The sequence below is a fragment of the Shouchella hunanensis genome (assembly GCF_028735875.1).
In the GTDB taxonomy this organism is placed as follows: domain Bacteria; phylum Bacillota; class Bacilli; order Bacillales; family Bacillaceae_D; genus Shouchella; species Shouchella hunanensis.
In genome coordinates this window covers 3,830,989-3,852,078 of the sequence record NZ_CP117834.1, presented here as the reverse complement: position 1 = coordinate 3,852,078, position 21,090 = coordinate 3,830,989, and the positions used below count along the sequence as shown (strand labels likewise).

General features: G+C 40.4%; 20 protein-coding genes. 18 read left to right on the top strand and 2 right to left on the bottom strand.

Annotated features, from left to right (window positions below):
• The first annotated feature begins 16 nt into the window (after positions 1-16).
• Genes mutS through hfq form a run of 5 tightly spaced genes read left to right on the top strand, consistent with a single transcriptional unit; the run spans position 17 to position 6,526 of the window.
• Positions 17-2,602, top strand: a complete 2,586-nt coding sequence (mutS, locus tag PQ477_RS19745) for a DNA mismatch repair protein MutS (protein WP_274272745.1) — start codon at positions 17-19, stop codon at positions 2,600-2,602.
• Positions 2,603-2,612: 10 nt separating this feature from the next.
• On the top strand, positions 2,613-4,502 hold the full coding sequence (mutL, locus tag PQ477_RS19740) for a DNA mismatch repair endonuclease MutL (RefSeq protein ID WP_144559145.1): 1,890 nt from the start codon (positions 2,613-2,615) through the stop codon (positions 4,500-4,502).
• Positions 4,503-4,516: 14 nt separating this feature from the next.
• The gene (locus tag PQ477_RS19735) at positions 4,517-5,290 is read left to right on the top strand and encodes a class I SAM-dependent methyltransferase (RefSeq protein WP_274272744.1); all 774 of its coding nucleotides are present in this window, start codon (positions 4,517-4,519) and stop codon (positions 5,288-5,290) included.
• Positions 5,287-6,255 (top strand): tRNA (adenosine(37)-N6)-dimethylallyltransferase MiaA, encoded by a 969-nt coding sequence (gene miaA / locus PQ477_RS19730; protein ID WP_246117034.1) that lies wholly within the window; start codon positions 5,287-5,289, stop codon positions 6,253-6,255. The genes PQ477_RS19735 and miaA overlap by 4 nt, the downstream gene beginning before the upstream one ends.
• A gap of 37 nt (positions 6,256-6,292) precedes the next feature.
• On the top strand, positions 6,293-6,526 hold the full coding sequence (gene hfq / locus PQ477_RS19725; RefSeq protein WP_035397294.1) for an RNA chaperone Hfq: 234 nt from the start codon (positions 6,293-6,295) through the stop codon (positions 6,524-6,526).
• A 42-nt stretch (positions 6,527-6,568) separates the two neighbouring features.
• Here the strand turns inward: hfq and PQ477_RS19720 are convergent, their stop codons facing one another.
• Positions 6,569-7,537, bottom strand: a complete 969-nt coding sequence (locus PQ477_RS19720) for a tyrosine-type recombinase/integrase (RefSeq protein ID WP_274272743.1) — start codon at positions 7,535-7,537, stop codon at positions 6,569-6,571.
• Between the two features lie 189 nt (positions 7,538-7,726).
• On the opposite strand from PQ477_RS19720, the gene spoVK reads away from it, so the two are divergent.
• From spoVK to PQ477_RS19685, 7 genes are all read left to right on the top strand, one after another.
• On the top strand, positions 7,727-8,653 hold the full coding sequence (gene spoVK, locus PQ477_RS19715; RefSeq protein ID WP_144559143.1) for a stage V sporulation protein K: 927 nt from the start codon (positions 7,727-7,729) through the stop codon (positions 8,651-8,653).
• Between the two features lie 89 nt (positions 8,654-8,742).
• Positions 8,743-10,011 carry a methionine gamma-lyase family protein gene (locus PQ477_RS19710; RefSeq protein ID WP_274272742.1) on the top strand — a complete coding sequence of 423 codons (1,269 nt, stop codon included), beginning with the start codon at positions 8,743-8,745 and terminating at the stop codon, positions 10,009-10,011.
• 126 nt (positions 10,012-10,137) lie between these two features.
• On the top strand, positions 10,138-11,487 hold the full coding sequence (glnA, locus tag PQ477_RS19705; protein ID WP_060704029.1) for a type I glutamate--ammonia ligase: 1,350 nt from the start codon (positions 10,138-10,140) through the stop codon (positions 11,485-11,487).
• Between the two features lie 345 nt (positions 11,488-11,832).
• A complete protein-coding gene (locus PQ477_RS19700; RefSeq protein ID WP_144559141.1) occupies positions 11,833-12,219 on the top strand; it encodes a hypothetical protein in 387 nt (128 codons plus the stop codon).
• A gap of 89 nt (positions 12,220-12,308) precedes the next feature.
• On the top strand, positions 12,309-12,815 hold the full coding sequence (locus PQ477_RS19695) for a spore coat protein (protein WP_081762352.1): 507 nt from the start codon (positions 12,309-12,311) through the stop codon (positions 12,813-12,815).
• Between the two features lie 394 nt (positions 12,816-13,209).
• On the top strand, positions 13,210-14,319 hold the full coding sequence (dinB, locus tag PQ477_RS19690; RefSeq protein WP_144559140.1) for a DNA polymerase IV: 1,110 nt from the start codon (positions 13,210-13,212) through the stop codon (positions 14,317-14,319).
• A 354-nt stretch (positions 14,320-14,673) separates the two neighbouring features.
• A complete protein-coding gene (locus PQ477_RS19685; protein ID WP_274273602.1) occupies positions 14,674-15,897 on the top strand; it encodes an MFS transporter in 1,224 nt (407 codons plus the stop codon).
• A 29-nt stretch (positions 15,898-15,926) separates the two neighbouring features.
• Here PQ477_RS19685 and lexA read toward each other — a convergent pair whose 3' ends face one another.
• Positions 15,927-16,556 (bottom strand): transcriptional repressor LexA, encoded by a 630-nt coding sequence (lexA, locus tag PQ477_RS19680; protein ID WP_035397194.1) that lies wholly within the window; start codon positions 16,554-16,556, stop codon positions 15,927-15,929.
• Between the two features lie 156 nt (positions 16,557-16,712).
• On the opposite strand from lexA, the gene PQ477_RS19675 reads away from it, so the two are divergent.
• The 6 genes from PQ477_RS19675 to PQ477_RS19650 all read left to right on the top strand — a co-directional run bounded on the left by PQ477_RS19675 (position 16,713) and on the right by PQ477_RS19650 (position 20,870).
• On the top strand, positions 16,713-16,892 hold the full coding sequence (locus PQ477_RS19675; protein WP_035397197.1) for a hypothetical protein: 180 nt from the start codon (positions 16,713-16,715) through the stop codon (positions 16,890-16,892).
• A 13-nt stretch (positions 16,893-16,905) separates the two neighbouring features.
• Positions 16,906-17,568 (top strand): YneB family resolvase-like protein, encoded by a 663-nt coding sequence (locus PQ477_RS19670; RefSeq protein ID WP_274272741.1) that lies wholly within the window; start codon positions 16,906-16,908, stop codon positions 17,566-17,568.
• A gap of 46 nt (positions 17,569-17,614) precedes the next feature.
• On the top strand, positions 17,615-17,854 hold the full coding sequence (locus PQ477_RS19665) for a DUF896 domain-containing protein (protein ID WP_274272740.1): 240 nt from the start codon (positions 17,615-17,617) through the stop codon (positions 17,852-17,854).
• Between the two features lie 81 nt (positions 17,855-17,935).
• Entirely contained in the window at positions 17,936-19,930 is a 1,995-nt protein-coding gene (tkt, locus tag PQ477_RS19660) for a transketolase (RefSeq protein WP_274272739.1), read from the top strand.
• Between the two features lie 202 nt (positions 19,931-20,132).
• A complete protein-coding gene (gene sirA / locus PQ477_RS19655; RefSeq protein ID WP_035397203.1) occupies positions 20,133-20,561 on the top strand; it encodes a sporulation inhibitor of replication protein SirA in 429 nt (142 codons plus the stop codon).
• Between the two features lie 93 nt (positions 20,562-20,654).
• On the top strand, positions 20,655-20,870 hold the full coding sequence (locus PQ477_RS19650) for a YneF family protein (protein WP_035397205.1): 216 nt from the start codon (positions 20,655-20,657) through the stop codon (positions 20,868-20,870).
• The last annotated feature ends 220 nt before the right edge of the window (positions 20,871-21,090 follow it).

The window sequence follows — 21,090 nt, the reverse complement described above, 5'->3', positions numbered from 1 at the left end:
CGGAGGCACGTTTAGAATGACGCCAATGATGAAGCAATATTTAGAGATAAAAGAACACTATCAAGATGCGATTCTATTTTTTAGATTAGGTGACTTCTATGAAATGTTCTATGAAGACGCACAGACGGCAGCGAAAGAATTAGAAATTACGCTAACAGGTAGAGGGCAAGGGGAAGATCGAATTCCAATGTGTGGTGTTCCACATCATTCAGCTGAAAATTATATGACCCAGTTAATTGATAAAGGCTATAAAGTGGCCATTTGTGAGCAAGTAGAAGACCCTAAAATGGTGAAGGGGGTCGTTAAACGCGAAGTGACGAAATTATTGACTCCCGGAACACTCATGAACAGCAAGCTTCTTTCAGAAAGAGAAAACAATTTTCTTGTTGCCATTGCTGTTGCTGACGGTGCGTACGGAGTAGCTCGATGTGATTTATCGACTGGCGAAAGTGATGTCACACTTATTAACGGCACTATGGATGATCTACTAGAAGAGATTACTACAAGTCGCTCCAAGGAAGTTGTAGCGCCTATTGAAGTGGAAGAGCAGTTACATGCCTCCTTCGCCCATAATCGCTCCATTTTAATTTCTTATCGGCAGCATGAAGAGCCGCTAGAAGAATATCAGCATTTAGTTACGAACATTAAACATCCTGTATTACAGAAAGCATACTATCGATTACTTCATTACTTAGTAGAGACGCAGAAGCAATCGTTACATCATCTTCAACAAGCTACATTCCTATCAACAGATGATTATTTGAAATTGGATATTCACGCAAAACGAAATTTAGAACTAGTGGAGACATTACGAGAGAAGAAAAAGCAAGGCTCGCTCCTGTCAGTTATTGATCAAACGGTTACGTCGATGGGCGGGCGCTTAATGCGACAATGGATGGATCGACCACTTGTACGACCTAGAGCAATTAAAGAGCGCCAAGAGGTTGTTGAGCAGTTTTATCATGCTTTTTTTGAACGAGAAGCGTTACGGGATTTATTAAAAGAAGTGTACGATATAGAGCGTTTAGCTGCTCGTATTGCGTACGGGAGTGTAAATGCGAGAGAACTTGTACAGCTAAAGCGATCGTTAAAAAAGCTACCTGATATCAAAGCCCAGTTAGACGGTTTAGCGATTAATAAAAATTGGCTACAGTCGATTGAAACGTACGAAACCCTTGTTCAATTATTAACGAGCAGTATCGTGGATGACCCACCTATTTCGCTAACGGATGGCGGCATTCTTGTTGATGGCTATAATGAAGAGCTTGATCGGTATCGTGATGCCAGTAAAAATGGAAAACAGTGGATTGCACAACTGGAACAGCAAGAACGAGAATTTACAGGCATCCGTTCATTAAAAGTCGGTTATAACAAAGTCTTTGGTTATTATATTGAAGTGTCACGAGCGAATACGCACCTACTACCAGAAGGAAGATATGAGCGTAAGCAAACGTTAACAAACGCAGAACGCTATATTACACCTGAGCTCAAAGAGAAAGAAGCATTAATAGTAGAGGCGGAAGAATCACTCACAGAACTAGAGTATCAATTGTTTATCGATATTCGTACAGTTGTGCAAGAATATGTGCCTTCTTTGCAAAAACTCGCTACAGAAATAAGCGAAATGGACGTTCTCGCAAGCTTTGCGATGGTAGCCGAAAAACAGCAGTATGTAAAGCCAACTGTAACAGAAACACGTCAAATTAATATCATTCAAGGTCGACACCCTGTGGTAGAAACGGTTATTCAGCGGGGAACATATGTTGAAAACGATATTGATTTAACAGATGAACGAGATATGTTACTTATTACTGGACCGAATATGGGTGGTAAATCTACTTATATGCGACAGCTTGCACTTAGCGCTATCTTAACTCAAATCGGAAGTTTTGTGCCTGCTAAGCAAGCAACAATGCCGATTTTTGATCGAATCTTTACGAGAATTGGTGCTGCTGATGACTTAGCGAGTGGCCAAAGTACATTTATGGTCGAAATGATGGAAACAAAGGATGCCTTAACAAAGGCGACGGAAAATAGCCTTATTATACTAGACGAAATTGGTCGTGGAACATCAACTTATGACGGGATGGCTTTAGCACAGGCTATTATTGAGTATATCCACGAATCTATTGGTGCAAAGACGTTGTTCTCCACCCATTATCATGAATTGACGGAACTGGCAAAGTCAATTCCAACATTACGAAACGTCCATGTGTCTGCTGCTGAAGAAGACGGTACAGTCGTGTTCTTGCACCAAATTATTGAAGGTGCCGCCGATCGTAGCTATGGTGTGTATGTTGCAGAGCTGGCTGGCTTACCTGAGTCTGTAACAAAACGAGCAAATGAATTGTTGGCGACGTTTGAAGCAAAACCAACAAAGGCTACACAAGAGCATACAGTCGTTCACGAAGAAGTTGCTTCCACTCACGAAGATGTGGAGCAATTAAGTTTGTTTCAAGTAAAAGAAGAGAAAAAGAATGGGAAAACAAAAAAAGAACAAAGCGTTTTAAAGGCGCTACAGGAATTAGATCTTTTGCACGTCACGCCTTTTGAAGCAATGAAAAAGGTGAACGATTGGCAAATGCAGTTAAGAAAGAAATGAGGTGTGTGCAGTGAAAGTCATTCGCCAGTTACATGATTCTTTGTCCAACAAAATAGCCGCTGGGGAAGTGGTTGAACGTCCTGCCTCAATTGTGAAAGAATTAATTGAAAATGCTATTGATGCTGATGCAACAGACATTTTAGTTGAAATAGTAGAGGGCGGTATGGAATCGATTCGTATTGTTGACAATGGACATGGGATAGCATCGGATCAAGTGGAAACGGCATTTTTACGCCATGCCACCTCAAAAATCCAAAACGATCGCGACTTGTTTTCTATTCGTACGTTAGGGTTTCGAGGAGAGGCTTTACCAAGTATTGCGTCGGTATCGACGTTAACTGTGCAAACGAGTACGGGGACGCAAGGAGTAGAATTGACTCTTCATGGTGGTGAATTGATTGATCGGCAGCCTTCCAGTGCAAAAAAAGGGACAAGCATCGTCATCAAAGATTTATTTTATAATACACCGGCGCGGTTAAAGTACTTAAAAACAAAATTGACTGAATCTGGTCATGTTAGTGATGTAGTCAATCGAATGGCGTTGGCGTATCCTGCTATTTCTTTTCACTACACGAGTGATGGGAAAACGGTTTTAAATACAACCGGGAACGGTCGACTCTTACAGGTCATTGCAGAAGTGTATGGTCGTCAAACCGCTTCAATGATGGTGCCGATTGAAGGACAGTCTCTTGATTATACGGTGTCTGGTTATGTGGCTAAGCCAGAACTAACCCGAGCGAGCCGACAATACATGTCTATCTTTATTAATGGTCGTTACATTCGTAACTACAAGTTGGCACAAGCCATTCAACAAGGCTTTCATACGTTGTTGCCGATTGGCCGTTATCCACTAGCGGTAGTGAAAATTGAAATGGACCCAACATTAATTGATGTGAACGTACACCCATCAAAGCTTGAAGTGCGACTTAGTAAAGAAGAGGCTCTTGGCGAAGTGATGACAACTGCAATCAAAGAAGTCTTTGCACAGGAAACATTAATTCCACAATCACCTAAGCCGGTTGTTGAGAAACAAACGTCGCAACAACTAGCGTTTTCATTGCGCTACCAAGATCGAGCAGTAGAATCAGAGGAGACAGATGTAGCGGTTCATGAAGAAACATATGCCTACAAAAAGAAACCGTTGAGTGACCTTGCACCGCTGAAAACGACTTCCAAGACTGAGGAACCGTTTTCGATGCAAGAACAGCAATACAACAGTCAAAAGGATGTTGAAGCTGAAATGGAGCAACTGGTTGAAACAGCGCCAACGGTTCAATCTGAACTCAAACAAGAAAAATCTGAAGAAGTGATCGTTTCAACCATTCCTCCTTTGTACCCAGTTGGACAAATGCATGGAACTTATATCGTTGCGCAAAACGATAACGGTATGTACTTAATTGATCAACATGCGGCACAGGAACGGATTAAATATGAGTATTTCCGCAAAAAACTAAGTGAGCCTACGTCAACGTTACAAGATTTACTCGTTCCGCTAACACTAGAATTTACCGCTCGAGAAGCAGCCATGATTCAAGAATCAAAAGAGAAATTAGAAATGGTAGGGTTAACCCTTGAACCATTTGGTCACCATACGTATGTTGTGCGGTCACATCCAATATGGTTTCCAAGAGGAGAAGAAGAGTCGTCTATTCGCGAAATCATAGACCAGTTGCTTGGGACTAAACGAATTGACTTGTACCGGTTGCGAGAAGAAGCGGCCATTTTAATGAGTTGTAAAGCGGCCATTAAAGCGAATCGGCACTTGCGACATGATGAGATGTTTGAACTGCTAGAAACGTTAAGGCGGTGTGAAGAGCCTTATACATGTCCCCATGGTCGTCCTATTCTGATCCACTTCTCCACCTATGAATTAGAAAAAATGTTTAAACGTGTAATGTAGAGGGGCAAACAAACGTGATTGTGACAACAGCAAGAAAACAAGTGGAACGCTTAAAAGAGGAAGCGATGTCTTATATAACGCCACTTAACGGTACGTTTATTGATCGAAATGATCGCTCCATCGAAGATTTCTATTTAGCGTTTGGTGATCAGCCACTGTTAGTTGTTGCGAAAGACAAACTAATTTTGCATAAGCAGCAAGGGGCAGAGCCGTTTTATTATCACCCGAATGTTGCTTTTCTACGCTATAAGCAGTGGCGAAGATCAGGCTATGATCCTTTTCTAGCCGCAACAGAGTTACATCCAGGAGACACGTTTATTGACGCTACACTCGGTATGGGGGCAGACGCTACGATGGCACAATTGGCTGTCGGCCAAAAGGGACAGGTTATTGGTTTAGAAGCAAATGCCTATATAGCATTTATTGTCAGTCACGGACTTGCAAATTGGCGTGAAGGTGATGACCTTTTTATTGATGCTTTAAGGCGGATAAACGTCACTAAAACAGATAGTCTCTCTTTTTTAAAGAAAAGCGAATCAAAAAGTGTCGATGTCGTTTACTTTGATCCGATGTTCGATGTTCGGTTACATTCCCCTGGTATTGCAGGGCTAAAGCAATTTGCGTCTTATCAATCGTTAACAGCCACTATGGTCGAAGAAGCAAAACGAGTCGCGCGAAAAAAAGTCGTTTTAAAAAATCACACAAAAAGTGATTTGTTTGCAACGCTCGGGTTTTCAGTAGAAAAACGAGCAAATGCATCGTTTCAATATGGTGTAATCAAGCAATGAATGAAACAGTGGAAGGAAGTATGTTGTTGAAAAAAGATCCATTAATTGCAGTTGTTGGACCAACCGCAGTCGGAAAAACCGAACTAAGTATACGTCTAGCAGAAACGTTACAAGGCGAAATAATTAATGCTGATTCGATGCAAGTGTATCAAGGTATGACGATTGGAACGGCGAAGCCAACTGATGCAGAGAGAGCACGTGTACCTCACCATTTAATTGATATGCTGCACCCAACGGAGCCATGGACAGTTTCGAGCTTTCAAGACCGTGCACTAGCAGCAATTTCGAATGTAAAGGCCCGAGGTAAAATGCCCATCATGGTTGGAGGCACAGGGTTGTACGTCCAAGCTATTACCCACCATTTATCGTTTTCTAAAGCAGAAAGCGATCCAGCTTATAGGCAAGAGCTGGAAATGTTTGCTCAAAAACAGGGGGGATCAGCTCTGTTTCAATTGCTTGTAGAGAAGGATCCAAAAGCAGCAGAATCCATTCATCCTCATAACGAACGACGTGTCATCCGTGCCTTGGAAGTCCTTCATACTACAGGGCATCGTTTTTCTGAACGGGAAGAAGAACAATCGGTGCCTCGGTTCCATAGTGCGCTAATTGGTCTAACAATGGATAGAGAGCTTCTGTATAGTCGCATAAATCAACGTGTAGACCGTATGATGGAACTGGGGCTTGTTGAAGAAGTAGAGGCTTTGTATAAAGCAGGCATTGAAGGACCGGCGATCCAAGCCATTGGTTATAAAGAACTGTATGCTTACTTTAATCGAGAGCAATCATTGTCACAAGCTATTGACCAAATCAAAACTCGTTCGCGCCAGTATGCAAAAAGACAACTAACGTGGTTTAAAAATAAAAGTGAAGCAGAATGGTTTGATGTTACTTCCCAGACGATTGAAGAAATTTTACCGAAAGTCGTCGATTTTTCTTGCAGGAAATTTAAAAATGGACTCGAATAATTAAGTAGAAACACATAGAGAGAGAGGGGCTATCGTTATGAAGTCAACGGTGAACATTCAAGATCAATTTTTAAATCAACTAAGAAAGGAATCGATTCCAGTCACGATGTTTTTATTAAATGGGTTTCAGCTTCGTGGCACAATAAAGGGATTTGACAACTTCACGGTCATTATTGAGACAGAAGGAAAGCAGCAGCTTGTATATAAGCATGCAATTTCAACATTTGCACCGCAAAAAAACGTCCAGTTGAAAAGCGAAACGGACGTATAAAAGTAGAAAAAGATCTCTTGAACAACTGTTCAGAGATCTTTTTTATCTAGTTGTGAGTAAAAGCGCTTTTTCTTTTGTCGTTAATCGCGAGACGGTCAGTACATAACGGCGAAGAGACAACGGACTTTTTAATCCAAGTTTATGCTGTAGCTGATGATCATGCCCAGAATAGAGTAACGATCGTAGTAAGTAGGAATTACGAAAATGTTGTGCGGAAATGCCTTTCCGTAAATGTGCACGTGCAACTTCTGTACGAATCATTTTTTGAAGAGCAATAGCAGTTAATGCTTTTGGGCGATCGTGTTCATAAGACCAATGATAGGTTCGTCTTGTAAAATCAAACGCGACGAAGAATGAATCATCTGTGTGCATACGAGGTCGAACAGGTTCTGGAATGCTACTCCAATAAACATAAAGTTGTTTAGCATGGTCGTCCTCTAATACTAGAGTCCGTTTAGAGGCATCTGAACCAACAATAATCGTTTGTTGAATAAAAGATGTATCCCTCATTGTAAGCGCACATGCTTCACCTAGCGTAATGCCATAGTTCGTTAGCAATAGCAAAATCGTATAATTCCGTTCTGTTAATTGCGGTCGAGCGGCTCGTTGGTTTTCGGTTAACCCTCTTTCAGAATGGCTTGTTTTGAGCAAAATTGTTGTTTCTTTTTGACTAATCCACTCATTTCTTGTTAAGGGCTCAAGGTTCAACAAAGGTGGTTCATGATGGAGCAATGGATGATCTTGTAAGGAGCCTTCTTCCAGTAAAAACAGTGTAAAACGACGAAGTACAGAAGAGATTCGGCGGATTGTCCGTACTTTATACTGACGTGACATCATTAAGTGATGGTAAAACGCTTCAACCTCATCTGTTGTTAATGTTTTAAAGGGCTTTTCTTCTAACCATTGAAAGAAGTCAAGCAAATCATAGTCATAGCGACGAATCGTTGCCTGCTTTCTTCCTTTTAGAGCGAGCTGATCTAAAAACACGTTTTTCCACGACAATACGTCCATCCAACTCCCCCTTTTCTTAAATTTTAACAAAAACCGTGTAAATGTCTATGGGAAGGATTAGAGGCATGGTTTTTCTACCATAGCCATAAGATAAAGAAGAGGAAGCATCGTTTGGGTGTTTATCACGCATTGTCTTCTTACACGTATAGTAGTAGGAGTGATGAGGTTTCGAGGGAGGTCTTACTAACCATGTCAAATCACCAAATGAAAAATAATGCGCGGATAAATGTCGTGTTAAATAAATCTCCTGAAAAGCGTGCGAGCACAGATTGGTTTGTGTCTGTTGAAGAAAAAGAAAAGCATGAAGTTCTCGTTCGGTTTGAACATAAACTTGCAAACTATATCGGCTTAAAAGAGATAAAGGCGCTTGTAAAAGAACTGTACGCATGGATTTATATTAGTGAACGACGGAAGGAAGTCGGCTTAAAATCACCAAAACAAGTATTGCACATGATTTTCAAAGGCAATCCTGGCACTGGCAAGACAACGGTTGCTCGGCTTATTGCCTCTTTTTTACATGAAATGAATGTTCTCTCAAAAGGGCACTTTATCGAAATGGAGCGGGCTGATCTTGTTGGTGAGTATATTGGGCATACTGCGCAGAAAACAAGGGATGTCTTAAAGCAAGCCCAAGGAGGCGTTCTGTTCATTGATGAAGCGTACTCTCTTTCAAGAGGTGGGGAAAAAGACTTTGGAAAAGAAGCCATTGATACACTCGTTCGCGGAATGGAGAATCATGCAAATGAATTTGTGCTCATTTTAGCGGGTTATTCAAAAGAAATGGATTTTTTTCTGTCTTTGAATCCGGGCTTACCGTCTCGTTTTCCGATTTCAATTACGTTCCCGAATTACTCGGTAGAAGAACTGATAGAGATGCTTATTGGAATGGCGAAAGATCGAGATTATATGATTGAAAAAGATGCATTGAATCGCTGTCGTGAGCATCTAAAGCATGTTTTAGTAGAGGAAACGTATGCTTTTAGCAACGGACGTTATATAAGAAATATGGTGGAAGAAGCGATTCGACTTCAAGCGGTTCGGGTGTTAAAAGAAGATAAGTTTACAAAATCAGAGCTTGAGACATTACGAAAAGAAGATTTCACATTCAAGAAATAAGATGCGTGTCATGGCGCCATTTTATTTCTTTCTTTTTTATGACGTGATAAGCTTAAGAGGATTGAATTTAATTAGGAGAGAAACAACGTATGAAATCATTATTTTCAAAAGAAGTCAGCGTGCTTGTACAACGCGCAGAAGACAAAATAAAACCAATTCATGAACAAGTGGATGCAGTCGCTCTATTTAACCAGAATCGAGTGATGGAAAGTTTTGCGACCCATCAAGTCGCCGATTTTCATTTCACTCCTTCAACAGGTTATGGGTATGATGATGCGGGGCGAGAGACGTTAGAAGCAATTTATGCAGATGTGTTTGGAGGAGAAGCGAGCTTAGTCCGCCATCAGCTTGTGTCTGGTACACACGCCATAGCTGTAGCGCTTTTTGGTCTATTACGTCCTGGAGATGAATTGCTATACATTAGCGGAACGCCTTATGATACCCTCGAGGAAATTGTCGGTATTCGAGGAAATGGTAAGGGCTCGCTGCGTGATTATTCAATTAGCTACAACAAAGTTGATCTTTTGAACGGTAAAATGGACAAGCAAGGTATTCGAAACGCGATTCATGCACAGACGAAAGTAGTAGGAATTCAGCGTTCACGAGGGTATGGAGATCGTCCCTCCTTTACGATTGCTGAACTAGCAGATATTATCGCTTATGTAAAATCGATAAAAGAGGATGTCATTGTATTCGTTGATAATTGTTATGGAGAGTTTGTTGAAACAAAAGAGCCTTGTCACGTTGGTGCTGATCTAATGGCAGGTTCGTTAATTAAAAATCCAGGTGGTGGCATCGCTAAATCTGGTGGGTATATTGTTGGGAAGCGGGATTTTGTAGAGTTAGCCTCCTATCGTTTAGCTGCACCGGGTATTGGTGCTGAAGGAGGGGCAACACTTGGGACACTAACAGACATGTATCAAGGCTTCTTTTTAGCCCCACACGTGGTCGCTCAAAGCGTAAAAGGTGCTCATTTCACAGCTGCTTTATTAGAAGATGTAGGAATGAAGACGTCACCGCGTTGGAGTGAAACACGCACTGATTTAATTCAAGCGGTCTATTTTGACACAGCTGAACAAATGGTTGCCTTTTGTCAATCCATTCAACACACTTCCCCAGTAAATGCCCACGTTACACCAACGCCGAGCTATATGCCAGGTTATGAAGATGATGTCATTATGGCGGCAGGCACATTCGTGCAAGGTGCAAGTATTGAATTAACTGCTGACGGCCCATTGCGTGCGCCATTTACTGCGTATGTTCAAGGTGGCCTAACGTATGAACATGTGAAGCTTGCTGTAACGAAAGCAGTAGAAAAGACGTTTAGTAACCGTGGGGAAAAGGAAGACAATGAATAAGGACTTTTCTTGACGAACAAAAAAGCCTTTAGTACGATACGTACATAGCTTATCGTTTAAAAGTCATGTAAAAAGGCGTTTACGTCCTTTTCTACATATAAAAACAGAGTGAGAGGAGCAAATGCGTTGCCAAATTATTCAAGAGAAGATATTGTTCGCATTGCACAAGACGAAAATGTACGCTTTATTCGTCTACAGTTTACAGACTTATTAGGAACAATTAAAAACGTAGAAATTCCAGTGGATCAGCTTTCAAAAGCGCTGGATAACAAGATGATGTTTGACGGATCTTCCATCGAGGGATTTGTACGAATTGAAGAATCAGATATGTACCTTTATCCGGATTTAGATACGTGGGTCATCTTCCCATGGACACCGGAAAAAGGGAAAGTGGCGCGATTAATTTGTGATATTTATCAACCAGGTAAACCAGGCGAAGAGCCAACGCCATTTGATGGAGATCCTCGCGGGATTTTAAAGCGCGTGTTAAAACAAGCAGAAGAATTAGGTTTTACAGGGTTTAACATTGGTCCAGAGCCGGAATTTTTCTTATTCAAGAATGATGAAAAAGGCGAGCCAACCCTTGAGCTAAACGATAAAGGTGGATATTTTGACCTTGCACCAACTGACCTTGGTGAGAACTGTCGTCGTGATATCGTTTTAGAGCTAGAAGATATGGGCTTTGACATTGAAGCATCTCACCATGAAGTTGCACCTGGGCAGCACGAAATTGATTTTAAATACGCTGATGCGATTACCGCATGTGACAACATTCAGACGTTTAAGCTTGTTGTTAAAACGATTGCTCGTAAGCATGGTCTTCATGCAACGTTTATGCCAAAACCATTGTTTGGTGTAAATGGCTCTGGTATGCACTTAAACATGTCGCTCTTCACAAAAGAAGGCAACGCGTTTTATGACGAGAAAACAGAAAGTCAGTTAAGCAAAACAGCCATGCAGTTCTTAAGTGGTATTTTAGAGCATGCTGAAGGCTTTACAGCTATTACGAATCCAATTGTTAACTCGTACAAGCGTTTAGTACCAGGCTACGAAGCACCCGTTTATATCGCTTGGTCGATGCGTAATCGTTCACCACTTATCCGTATCCCGTCTTCACGTGGTGTATCAACACGTATTGAAGTACGTAGTCCAGACCCATCTGCTAACCCGTATTTAGCAATGGCTGTTATGTTAGCATCTGGTTTAGATGGTATCAAGCGTAAAATGACGCCTCCAGAAGCAACGGATCGAAACATTTACGTCATGAGCAAGGAAGAGCGTGTAGAAGAAGGCATTAAAGCTTTACCGGCTTCACTAGCTGAAGCGCTTGAAAGTTTAGTGAAAGACGACACACTTGTTCAAGCATTAGGAGAGCATGCAGTTGAACACTTTATTGAAGCAAAAGAAATTGAGTGGGATATGTTCCGCACCCAAGTCCATCCGTGGGAAAGAGAACAGTTCATGCAAAACTATTAAAAGACGAAGCCCTCGACACATTATGTGTTGAGGGTTTTTTGTTTTGGTGTCATTTATCGAAGCGTGGGAAAGGCTTTGTTTCGATTTTCTAACTACGGTGAATGCAGACATCTAATAGATTCGTAAATCATTCAATCGTTTTATGTACTGCTAGTTTTTTTCAGGATCAGTTTTTGGTACTTAAGGGCCCAATCAAAAAATGTATTGAAACATAAACTACTTAGAAAGAATGGATTTATGGGGATACAACTGAAGGATAAGATGAACGAAAAGTATAGAAGAAATAATGTTCTAAAGTGTGAAAAACCATTCTTAAATACGAATTTACTGGAAGGGGAAGTCAACATGAATAATCACCAACACTTAGTGGAGGTAGTAGTAGGCCGTATTTTAGACAAGTATAATGTGAATGTTTCTAAAGATCTATCTTTAACGGATCAAGCAAAAGTAAAGAGTACCGTCGTAGATATTCAAACAGAAGTCAATAAGTTTTTGCAGAATATAGACATGGATACTGTAGGGAAACCAATGAAAACTTCTTTTGATTCTAGTAATTTAGAGAAGAGCCTATTAAGAAAGAAACTGACCGATTCTGCAAATTCTCCAGAAAAAGAAGATTCTTACGAGGTTAATAATGGGATGTCAGCTGATTCAAACGATTTTTATGAGAGACCAGCTGTGATTACTAGGAAGCACAATCCAAATTCATTTGTTAACCGAAGAAGATTTTAAAACAGGTAAAAGCCCTTAATTAATCTGCCCAAGCAAAAAATATATTACGACATAAAGTAAAGTAGACTATGAAGGAAGGGGTATTAGAAATGAGTGAAGAAAGTCATATTGAAGTTGAAGAAAAAGAGTGTAAGAAATGTGAGGATCACGAATCTCATTGGAGAAATAACAAGCGTTGGTCGGCTTTAGATCCAGAAGCATGTCATCCAATGGATAATAATGGAGGTTCACCTACTCAAGGTGCTTCACAAGTTAACAAGACATTGCAATTGTCAGAAGAGTTTATCCTAATTAAAGATTCTTGTGATGTAACAGTAAATTCTACTGATACGAAAGCAGCTCTTTCATTACAAGCATCTTTACAAACCGCTATTGCGTTAGTCATCAGTATTTCCATTGCAGACAGCGAAAAAGCTGATAAGATCACTCAAGAACTTCTGCAAAGTTCTAAAATCAAACAGTTAAACTATCAAAAAACTGTTGTTGAAAACTCTAAAAATGTTGATGTTACTACAACTGATACACAAATTGCCGTTAACATTCAACTTTTGCTTCAAATCCTTTTAGCGTTGCTTGTAAGATTAGATATCTTGTAATCGTTTTAAAAGAGGGAGAGTTGTTCGCCCTCTTTATACATAGGAAAAGCATCTAATGGAATAGATACTGTATGAAGCTAATAGGATTTACAAGTTATAGAATGTTTGAATAGAGGTGTCTATTAGCTATGCCTCTAACTGTTAGACACGATAAAATATGCGTTTAGGTTTATTCTTCAGTGATGCTCGTTATTTGAAACCACTCTGAAAGGAAACATAGCAAATAGGTGGTTTATCTCCAGATCTCAATAGAAAGATTTATTCTTGTTGAGAAGTCATTTTTTGGTACCTAAGAGTTCTGGCTAGAAATGGTACAACCGAATTTAATTGACTTCGATCATACGTTCCCCTATAATGGATAGTACGAGGAAAAAACGAAAGAGGCGGGTTTGTTATGGCAAATCACAATTTTAAGCTGCCTGAGCCATATCGGGATACGTCACGAAAAATCATTCACATTGATATGGATGCTTTTTTTTCATCTGTAGAAGAACGGGATAATCCTTCTTTAAAAGGAAAGCCTGTTATTATTGCAAAACACCCAAGAAAAACAGGAGGTAAAGGCATTGTCTCCACGGCGAACTATGAAGCAAGAAAGTACGGAATTCATTCAGCCATGAGTGCATATGAAGCGTACAAGCGTTGCCCGGAAGGAATTTTCATATCTGGTAACTATAAAGCGTACCAGGAGGCGTCTTTGAAAGTTCGTGAAGTTATGCTTGCATACACAGACCTAGTAGAACCGATGTCAATTGATGAAGCGTATTTAGATGTGACAACAAATCGTTTGGGAGAAGTAAGCGCGAGCAAACTAGCTCGGCATATTCAACGTGAGATCTGGGAGAAGACTGGACTGACGAGTTCAGCAGGTGTTTCCTATAATAAATTTCTCGCTAAAATCGCTTCCGATTTAAAGAAACCGGCTGGTTTAACCGTTATTCCACCTGATCGAGCAGAAGCGTTTATAAAAGAACTGCCGGTAGAAAAATTTCCTGGAATTGGACCGAAAACAGCGGCGAAAATGCATAGCTTGCATATCTATACCGGAAATGACTTGTATCAGTTAACTCAACTCGATCTCGTTCATCATTTTGGCAAAGCGGGTCTTTCTTATTATAAGCGTGCAAGGGGAATTGATCATAATCGGTTAAAAGTCCACCGGGATCGTAAATCCGTCGGGAAAGAACATACGTATTCTCAACCCCTCGTGACAGATGAAGACGTTTTGCGAAAGTTACGGGTGCTTGCTGAAGAAGTGCAATCCTCTCTTGAGCGTGTGAAAAAACAAGGAAAAACCATTGTTATTAAAATTCGCTATCGTTCATTTGATACGATTACACGACGTATTAGCTTGCCTGATTATGTTCACAAATGGGATGATCTGTACAGGTATGCCCAAGAACTGTGGCTAGCTTATGGAACGGTGGATCGTCAAGTACGGTTGCTTGGTTTAAGTGTAACAAACCTTGTTGAAATCCGTTATCAAACCTTATCTTTGTTTTAAAATGACTATCTAATGTGACATGTATTGCTGTTGCAGTAGTGGAATAACGTTGACTACAGGTAAAACAAAATAATTCCAACAATAATTAATAAGATAAATAGTACGAGAATGGTAATGAGTAACACCATTTCATCTGAAAGATCCATTCCATTCGCCTCCTATATAGTGGTTATCAATAGATTATGTTTTTTTTCAAGAAGTGTGAAAAAAGAATCAAGAGGAAGGAAAGTAGCTGTTTTAATCCTTTTTTTACGGATTTAGCGCGTAAAAGAGGTTTGACGGCTGTTTTTTTTTCGCATATATTTAGAGTTGCGAAATAATAAGGAGCATCCTTATGTAACGAAGGTGATCGGTATAAAAGCAGAAAAGCGTAATTTACTTATTATGTGGTTTGCCAACCTATTTGTTGGCGCAAGCATGACGATGGTCATTCCTTTTTTATCCTTGTACATTGAATCGTTCGGACAGTATTCAGGAGAAGATGTGCAAAGATGGTCGGGTTTCGTGTTTGGCGTTTCTTTTTTAGTAGCGTTTCTTGTCGCACCAATATGGGGTAGAATTGGCGATCGTTATGGACGAAAGAAAGTTTTAATTGGAACAGGATTTGGCATTGCTATTTCTGTCTTTTTAATGGGCTATGTTAATTCTGTTGAAGCGTTATTTGTTTTGCGCGCCTTTATGGGTTTAGCAACAGGGTTTATTCCTGCTTCTATGGCGTTGATTGCTGCTCAAAGTAGCAAACGCACAGCAGGAGAAACGCTTGGAACGTTACAAACAGGAACTGTATCAGGAGGTTTACTAGGACCATTATTTGGTGGGCTAATTGCAGACACCGTTGGAATGGAGCTGACCTTTATTTTGACGGCTTCTATCTTAACGTTTGCTTCTTTTCTAGTTGTCTTTGGTGTCAAAGAAGTCATTTATGAAGAAAAAGGAGAAAAGAAGAAGCGGTATTCCGCGAAAGAAGTCATTCAGTTTATCGTGCGGTCTCCGATCCTTCTGATGGTGATGGTCGTTGCGCTCATTATTCAAATGGCACTGTTTAGCATTCAACCGCTACTCGCTTTATTTGTCAATGATTTGACGAGTTCAACAGAAAATATGGCGTTTTTAGCGGGAGTGGCTTTTTCGATTACAGGCCTCGGTAATTTACTGTCAACAAGAAAATGGGGTCAACTAGGTGATCGCATTGGGCATGAAAAAGTCATGCTTTTACTTTTAATTTTATCAGGATTGTTCTTTATCCCTCAAGGTTTTGTCGATTCTTTATGGCAGTTAATTGTGTTACGGTTTATTTTCGGATTGGCAGTCGGGGGCTTAATTCCTTGTACGACCGCATTTATTCGTCAAGCGTGTCCAATTTCCATGCAAGGAGAAGTGCTCGGCTATAATCAAAGCTTTCGTTTTTTAGGGAATGTGCTAGGTCCTGTGTCTGGGGGATTACTCGCAGCAAGTTTCGGTATATCCTATGTCTTTATCAGCGCAGGCGTGCTGTTTTTACTAACAGCTGCTGTACTGAAATGGTTGTTGTCGCAGGAACAAAAGAAAGAAGAACAGGAAACGGTAAATGAACAGTAAAAAAGCACTGGGAGCCCCCAGTGCTTTTCTTAATGGATAGTGCGAAATACGCCAATGACTTTTCCTAGTATTGTACAGTTGTCTAAAATAATTGGGTCCATTGTTGAATTTTCTGGTTGTAAACGAATGTAGTTTTTCTCACGGAAAAATCGTTTAACAGTCGCTTCGTGTTCGTCAGTCATCGCTACTATAATGTCCCCGTTATCTGCTGTTTGCGTTTGTTTCACATACACTTGATCGCCATCCAATATACCAGCCTCAATCATGCTTTCCCCTTGGATAACAAGCGCATACACTTGTTCGTGACCAGCCATATGGTCTGGAAGTGGAATATAGTCCTCCACATTTTCAATTGCTGTAATAGGGCTACCAGCCGTTACTTTACCAACAACAGGAATGTAGCGGGTTTTTTCACGTATAATAACCGCTTCATCAGCTGTTTCTTCGAGGGAAAGAACTTCAATCGCTCTTGGCTTTGTTGGATCTCGACGAATGTAGCCTTTCTTTTCAAGTCGTGCAAGGTGGCCGTGCACAGTAGAGCTTGATGCTAATCCAACTGCTTCTCCAATTTCACGAACGGAAGGTGGATACCCTTTCTTTTTCACTTCATCTTTAATAAATAATAGTATTTCTTCTTGTCTAGTAGATAGTTTTGACACTCCTCATCACCCGCTTTATCTATGTATTCGTACCCTTACTGTAGCACATCGAACATACGAACGCAAACATAAGTTCTAAAAAAGGGGTTGACACGAACAAAAGTTCGAGCTATTCTCATGTAAGAACAAATATTCTTACGAACGGGTGATCTTATAGTGAAGAATAATCAAGAAAAAGGTATTATTGTTGCAGGGATTATAACGGTTTTATTTATGTTTAGTAGTTTGCTATCCTTTGATATAGATAGAGAGAATAGAGAACAAGGTGAAGACCAACATAATCAACTAGAGAGTCCTGAAGTGTTGTATGATTATGAGCGGTATTCGCTCGAATAAGAGGGGGAGCAGCATGAAAGGAAAGAAAGCCATTTTATATTGCCGTGTGAGCACAGAAAAGGATCAACAGCAGTCTTCTCTAGTACGACAAGAAGAAGAGCTTTATGAAATGGCTCAGCAACACCAGTTAGAGGTAAACGACTGTTTGCACGATGTGGCAAGTGGCTATGATTTGGATCGAGACCAACTTCTTCTTATTTTAGATCAAGCAAAAAAGGGATCTTTTTCTCATTTGTTAGTAACAGATGATACGAGAATTGGCAGGGGAAGAGCGAAAACGGCTATTTTATATCAATTAAAAAAGTATGGTATCTCAGTTTACACTTGCCACGATCAAGGTGTCATGCATCTGTCTGAAGCAGATGAGATGGTGTTTGAGATTGTCGCCATTGTTGAAGAGTACCAGCGTAAGCTACATAATCTGAAAATTAAGCGGGGCATGAAGGCGGCTGTTAAAAATGGCTATCGTCCAGAACGGAACTTGAGTGGTAGTGGTGCTGGTGGCCGAAGCAAAAAAGATCTTCCATTAGAAGAAATCATTCGTCTACGAGATAAAAAATTAACGTTTCATGAGATTGCATTAACCTTAAATGGGTTAGGGTACGATTGCTCGAAAGCGACTGTACACCGGCGATTTCAGAAGCATATACAAGCTGAAACCGATCATTTGAACTAAGGCAATGAAGATGCTATGATGACAATAAAAGGACAGGTGATTTTCATTGTTACCAAAAACGAAGCTAAACCGTATAAATGAGCTTTCCCAATTAGCGAAAACAACAGGATTGACGAAAGCCCAAAAAGAAGAACAACAGGCATTGCGTAAAGAGTATTTAAGTACATTTCGTTCAGCCTTTAAAAACCAGCTTCATTCTGTGAAAGTAGTCGACGAAAAGGGTAGTGACGTAACGCCACAAAAGCTAAAAGACAGTAAAGCTCAAAAGCAAACTCGACTTCATTAATGTACAAGCTTCTGTCAGGCTTGTACATTTTTTTTATTTTGTTTATGATGGAGACGTAAGAAGAATGAAAGGGTGTTACATATGAATAAAAATATTGAAGAATTAGCGGTAAATACGATCCGAACACTTTCTATTGATAGTATTGAGAAAGCCAATTCTGGTCACCCAGGTATGCCGATGGGCGCAGCACCTATGGCGTTGGATTTGTGGGCAAACCACATGAACCACAATCCAGCTAATCCGAACTGGACAAACCGCGATCGTTTCGTTTTATCAGCTGGACACGGTTCTATGCTTTTATATAGCCTTTTACATTTAACAGGTTATGATGTAACACTAGATGATTTAAAATCTTTCCGTCAATTAGGAAGCCGTACACCGGGTCACCCTGAATACGGTCATACACCTGGTGTAGAAGCAACGACGGGTCCACTCGGTCAAGGAATTGCTATGGCTGTAGGGATGGCAATGGCAGAGCGTCACTTAGCGGCAACGTATAACACGGCAAACCACGAAATTGTCGACCACTATACGTATGCCATTTGTGGCGATGGGGATTTAATGGAAGGGGTATCAGCAGAAGCGGCGTCACTAGCTGGTCACTTAAAGTTAAATCGTCTTGTTGTGTTATACGATTCAAACGATATCTCTCTTGATGGAGATCTACATGAATCATTTTCTGAAAGTGTGGAAGATCGCTTCAAGGCCTATGGTTGGAATGTGATATACGTAGAAGATGGAATGGATTTAGCAGAGATTAACAAAGCGATTAAAGAAGCAAAAACATCTTATCGTCCAACACTAATTGAAGTGAAAACAGTTATCGGGTTTGGTTCACCAAACAAATCAGCGAAATCAGCTTCTCACGGTTCTCCATTAGGATCAGATGAAGTAGCGCTTACAAAAGAAGCGTACAAATGGACATATGAGGAAGACTTCCATATTCCTGAAGAAGTAAGTGAATACTTTACGTCTGTAAAAGAGCAAGGACAAAAGCATGAAGATGAGTGGAATGAATTGTTCGCTGCTTATAAAGCAGAAAACCCGGAGCTTGCCGCACAATATGAGCGTGCTTTTGCAGGAGACTTACCAGAAGGATTTGATCAAGCGTTACCGACTTATGAAGCAGGGAAAAGCTTGGCTACACGTGCTTCTTCAGGGGAAGCGTTAAATGCTTTAGCAGCACATGTTCCAGAATTATTTGGTGGTTCTGCTGATTTAGCTGGTTCAAATAAAACCACGCTAACGAACGAGAGCAATTTTGGTAGAGACAACTATGCTGGACGAAACATTTGGTTCGGTGTTCGTGAGTTTGCAATGGGTTGTGCATTGAATGGAATGGCGCTACACGGTGGTTTAAAAGTATTCGGTGGTACATTCTTTGTTTTCTCAGATTATGTACGTCCAGCCATTCGTCTGTCCGCTTTGATGGGCGTTCCAGTAACGTATGTATTAACTCATGATAGCATCGCTGTTGGTGAAGATGGTCCAACCCACGAGCCGGTTGAACAGTTAGCGGCTTTACGTGCAATGCCAGGTTTATCTGTTGTTCGTCCTGGAGATGGGAATGAAACCGCAGCAGCATGGAAACTTGCGCTAGAGTCCCAGAAAGAGCCAACGGTACTCGTATTAAGCCGTCAAAATGTTGATACACAAGAAGAAACAACAACGAAAGCATATGAAGGTGTGAAAAAAGGTGGATACGTACTTTCAGAAGCCAAAGGTGAACCAGATGCCATTTTATTGGCAACAGGGTCTGAAGTACAACTTGCGATGAAAGCGAAAGCAGCACTTGCACAAGAGAAAATTGATGTTTCTGTTGTAAGTATGCCAAGCTGGGATCGTTTTGAAGCACAGCCGAAAGAATATAAAGATGCAGTGATTCCAAAACACGTTAAAGCACGTCTTGCTATTGAGATGGGCGCTTCTCTAGGATGGGCAAAGTACATTGGTGATGAAGGCGATACACTCACTATTGATACATTTGGCGCTTCTGGTGCTGGGGATGAAATCATTGCCGAGTATGGTTTTACTGTTGAAAATGTAGTGAGCAAAGTAAAAGCACTACTTTCATAAGAATGCAGCCTATGATTGACTACTTCAGTGAATCATAGGCTTTTTTTAAAAGAAAAAACAGAGACAACCAGAATAGGTGCTTTTCATACGGTATTCGACAAAACTAGTGAGGTTCTTTCACGACAAATAGACAGCATCTTTTTGAAAAATGGGTATAATGAAAATAGATTCGAAATTTTCATTCTGCTGAAGGGGAGAAGAGATGAGATACTATGAATTATTCAATGTCACAGAAGATGTAGCATCCTCTTATCTTGGTAAAGAAATGAAATTATTTCAGTTATTCGAAGAACGGGAACAAGCTCGAAAGCATACCCAGCCGATTTATGATCGGCAAATCAACTATATAACAACATCCATGCCAGAAGAAGAAATTAAACAAATCTTTTTATCTCGCTATAAAGAAGAAGACGCAAATCGCTTTGTTGCAGCTTCTGATGAAAATCCAAAAAATCATTGCGCGCTTATGCTGGATGCAAAGAAAATTTGTCTTCAAGCAGAAGGGGATTTACAGGCAGAGACCGATGTATTTGATCTATTGCGGGAAGTAAATGGCTTCTTTTTCGCAGTAAATGTAAATGACCGACGATTTGGGTGGTTGAAACCATATGAAAAACAAAGCGTGCTCTAAGCATGCTTTTTTAAGTGCTTTAAAATCAATGCCTGCTCGTGTATAATAGATAAGGTTCAATAGAAGTAGAGCGTGTGAGAAGGAGGTTTAACATTGATCTGGCATATTATAGGGTATACCGTTGCGGTTCTGGCAGGTATAGCAATTGGCTTTTTTATTGCTCGGAAAACCATGATGTCTTACTTGAAAAAGAACCCACCGATTAATGAGCAAATGTTACGGGTGATGATGCAACAAATGGGACAAAACCCATCGCAAAAGAAAATCACCCAAATGATGAAGGCTATGCAAAAGCAACAGGGGAAGTAAGAACTCCTCTGATAATCATGAAAACGAAAGAAATCACTTTATCGTAAGGACCGTTGCGTCGTAGGTAAAGTGATTTTTGTTGTCTATAAACATATTCACGAACTGATGCTAGGTTGTTTTGTAATGACGATAAACGTTCTGTACATCATTTAACGTAATGTGGTATCTTTTTTGAAGTAGGCTATTGGTTATAAAGGGAGCGTACATACGAGCGGGCATT

What these genes read in the sequence shown, in the direction of transcription:
- mutS (WP_274272745.1), top strand. Translation starts at nt 17, where the DNA reads ATGACGCCAATGATGAAGCAATATTTAGAGATAAAAGAACACTATCAA.
- miaA (WP_246117034.1), top strand. Translation starts at nt 5,287, where the DNA reads ATGAATGAAACAGTGGAAGGAAGTATGTTGTTGAAAAAAGATCCATTA.
- hfq (WP_035397294.1), top strand. Translation starts at nt 6,293, where the DNA reads ATGAAGTCAACGGTGAACATTCAAGATCAATTTTTAAATCAACTAAGA.
- PQ477_RS19720 (WP_274272743.1), bottom strand. Translation starts at nt 7,537, where the DNA reads ATGGACGTATTGTCGTGGAAAAACGTGTTTTTAGATCAGCTCGCTCTA.
- spoVK (WP_144559143.1), top strand. Translation starts at nt 7,727, where the DNA reads ATGTCAAATCACCAAATGAAAAATAATGCGCGGATAAATGTCGTGTTA.
- PQ477_RS19710 (WP_274272742.1), top strand. Translation starts at nt 8,743, where the DNA reads ATGAAATCATTATTTTCAAAAGAAGTCAGCGTGCTTGTACAACGCGCA.
- PQ477_RS19700 (WP_144559141.1), top strand. Translation starts at nt 11,833, where the DNA reads ATGAATAATCACCAACACTTAGTGGAGGTAGTAGTAGGCCGTATTTTA.
- PQ477_RS19695 (WP_081762352.1), top strand. Translation starts at nt 12,309, where the DNA reads ATGAGTGAAGAAAGTCATATTGAAGTTGAAGAAAAAGAGTGTAAGAAA.
- dinB (WP_144559140.1), top strand. Translation starts at nt 13,210, where the DNA reads ATGGCAAATCACAATTTTAAGCTGCCTGAGCCATATCGGGATACGTCA.
- PQ477_RS19670 (WP_274272741.1), top strand. Translation starts at nt 16,906, where the DNA reads ATGAAAGGAAAGAAAGCCATTTTATATTGCCGTGTGAGCACAGAAAAG.
- tkt (WP_274272739.1), top strand. Translation starts at nt 17,936, where the DNA reads ATGAATAAAAATATTGAAGAATTAGCGGTAAATACGATCCGAACACTT.
- sirA (WP_035397203.1), top strand. Translation starts at nt 20,133, where the DNA reads ATGAGATACTATGAATTATTCAATGTCACAGAAGATGTAGCATCCTCT.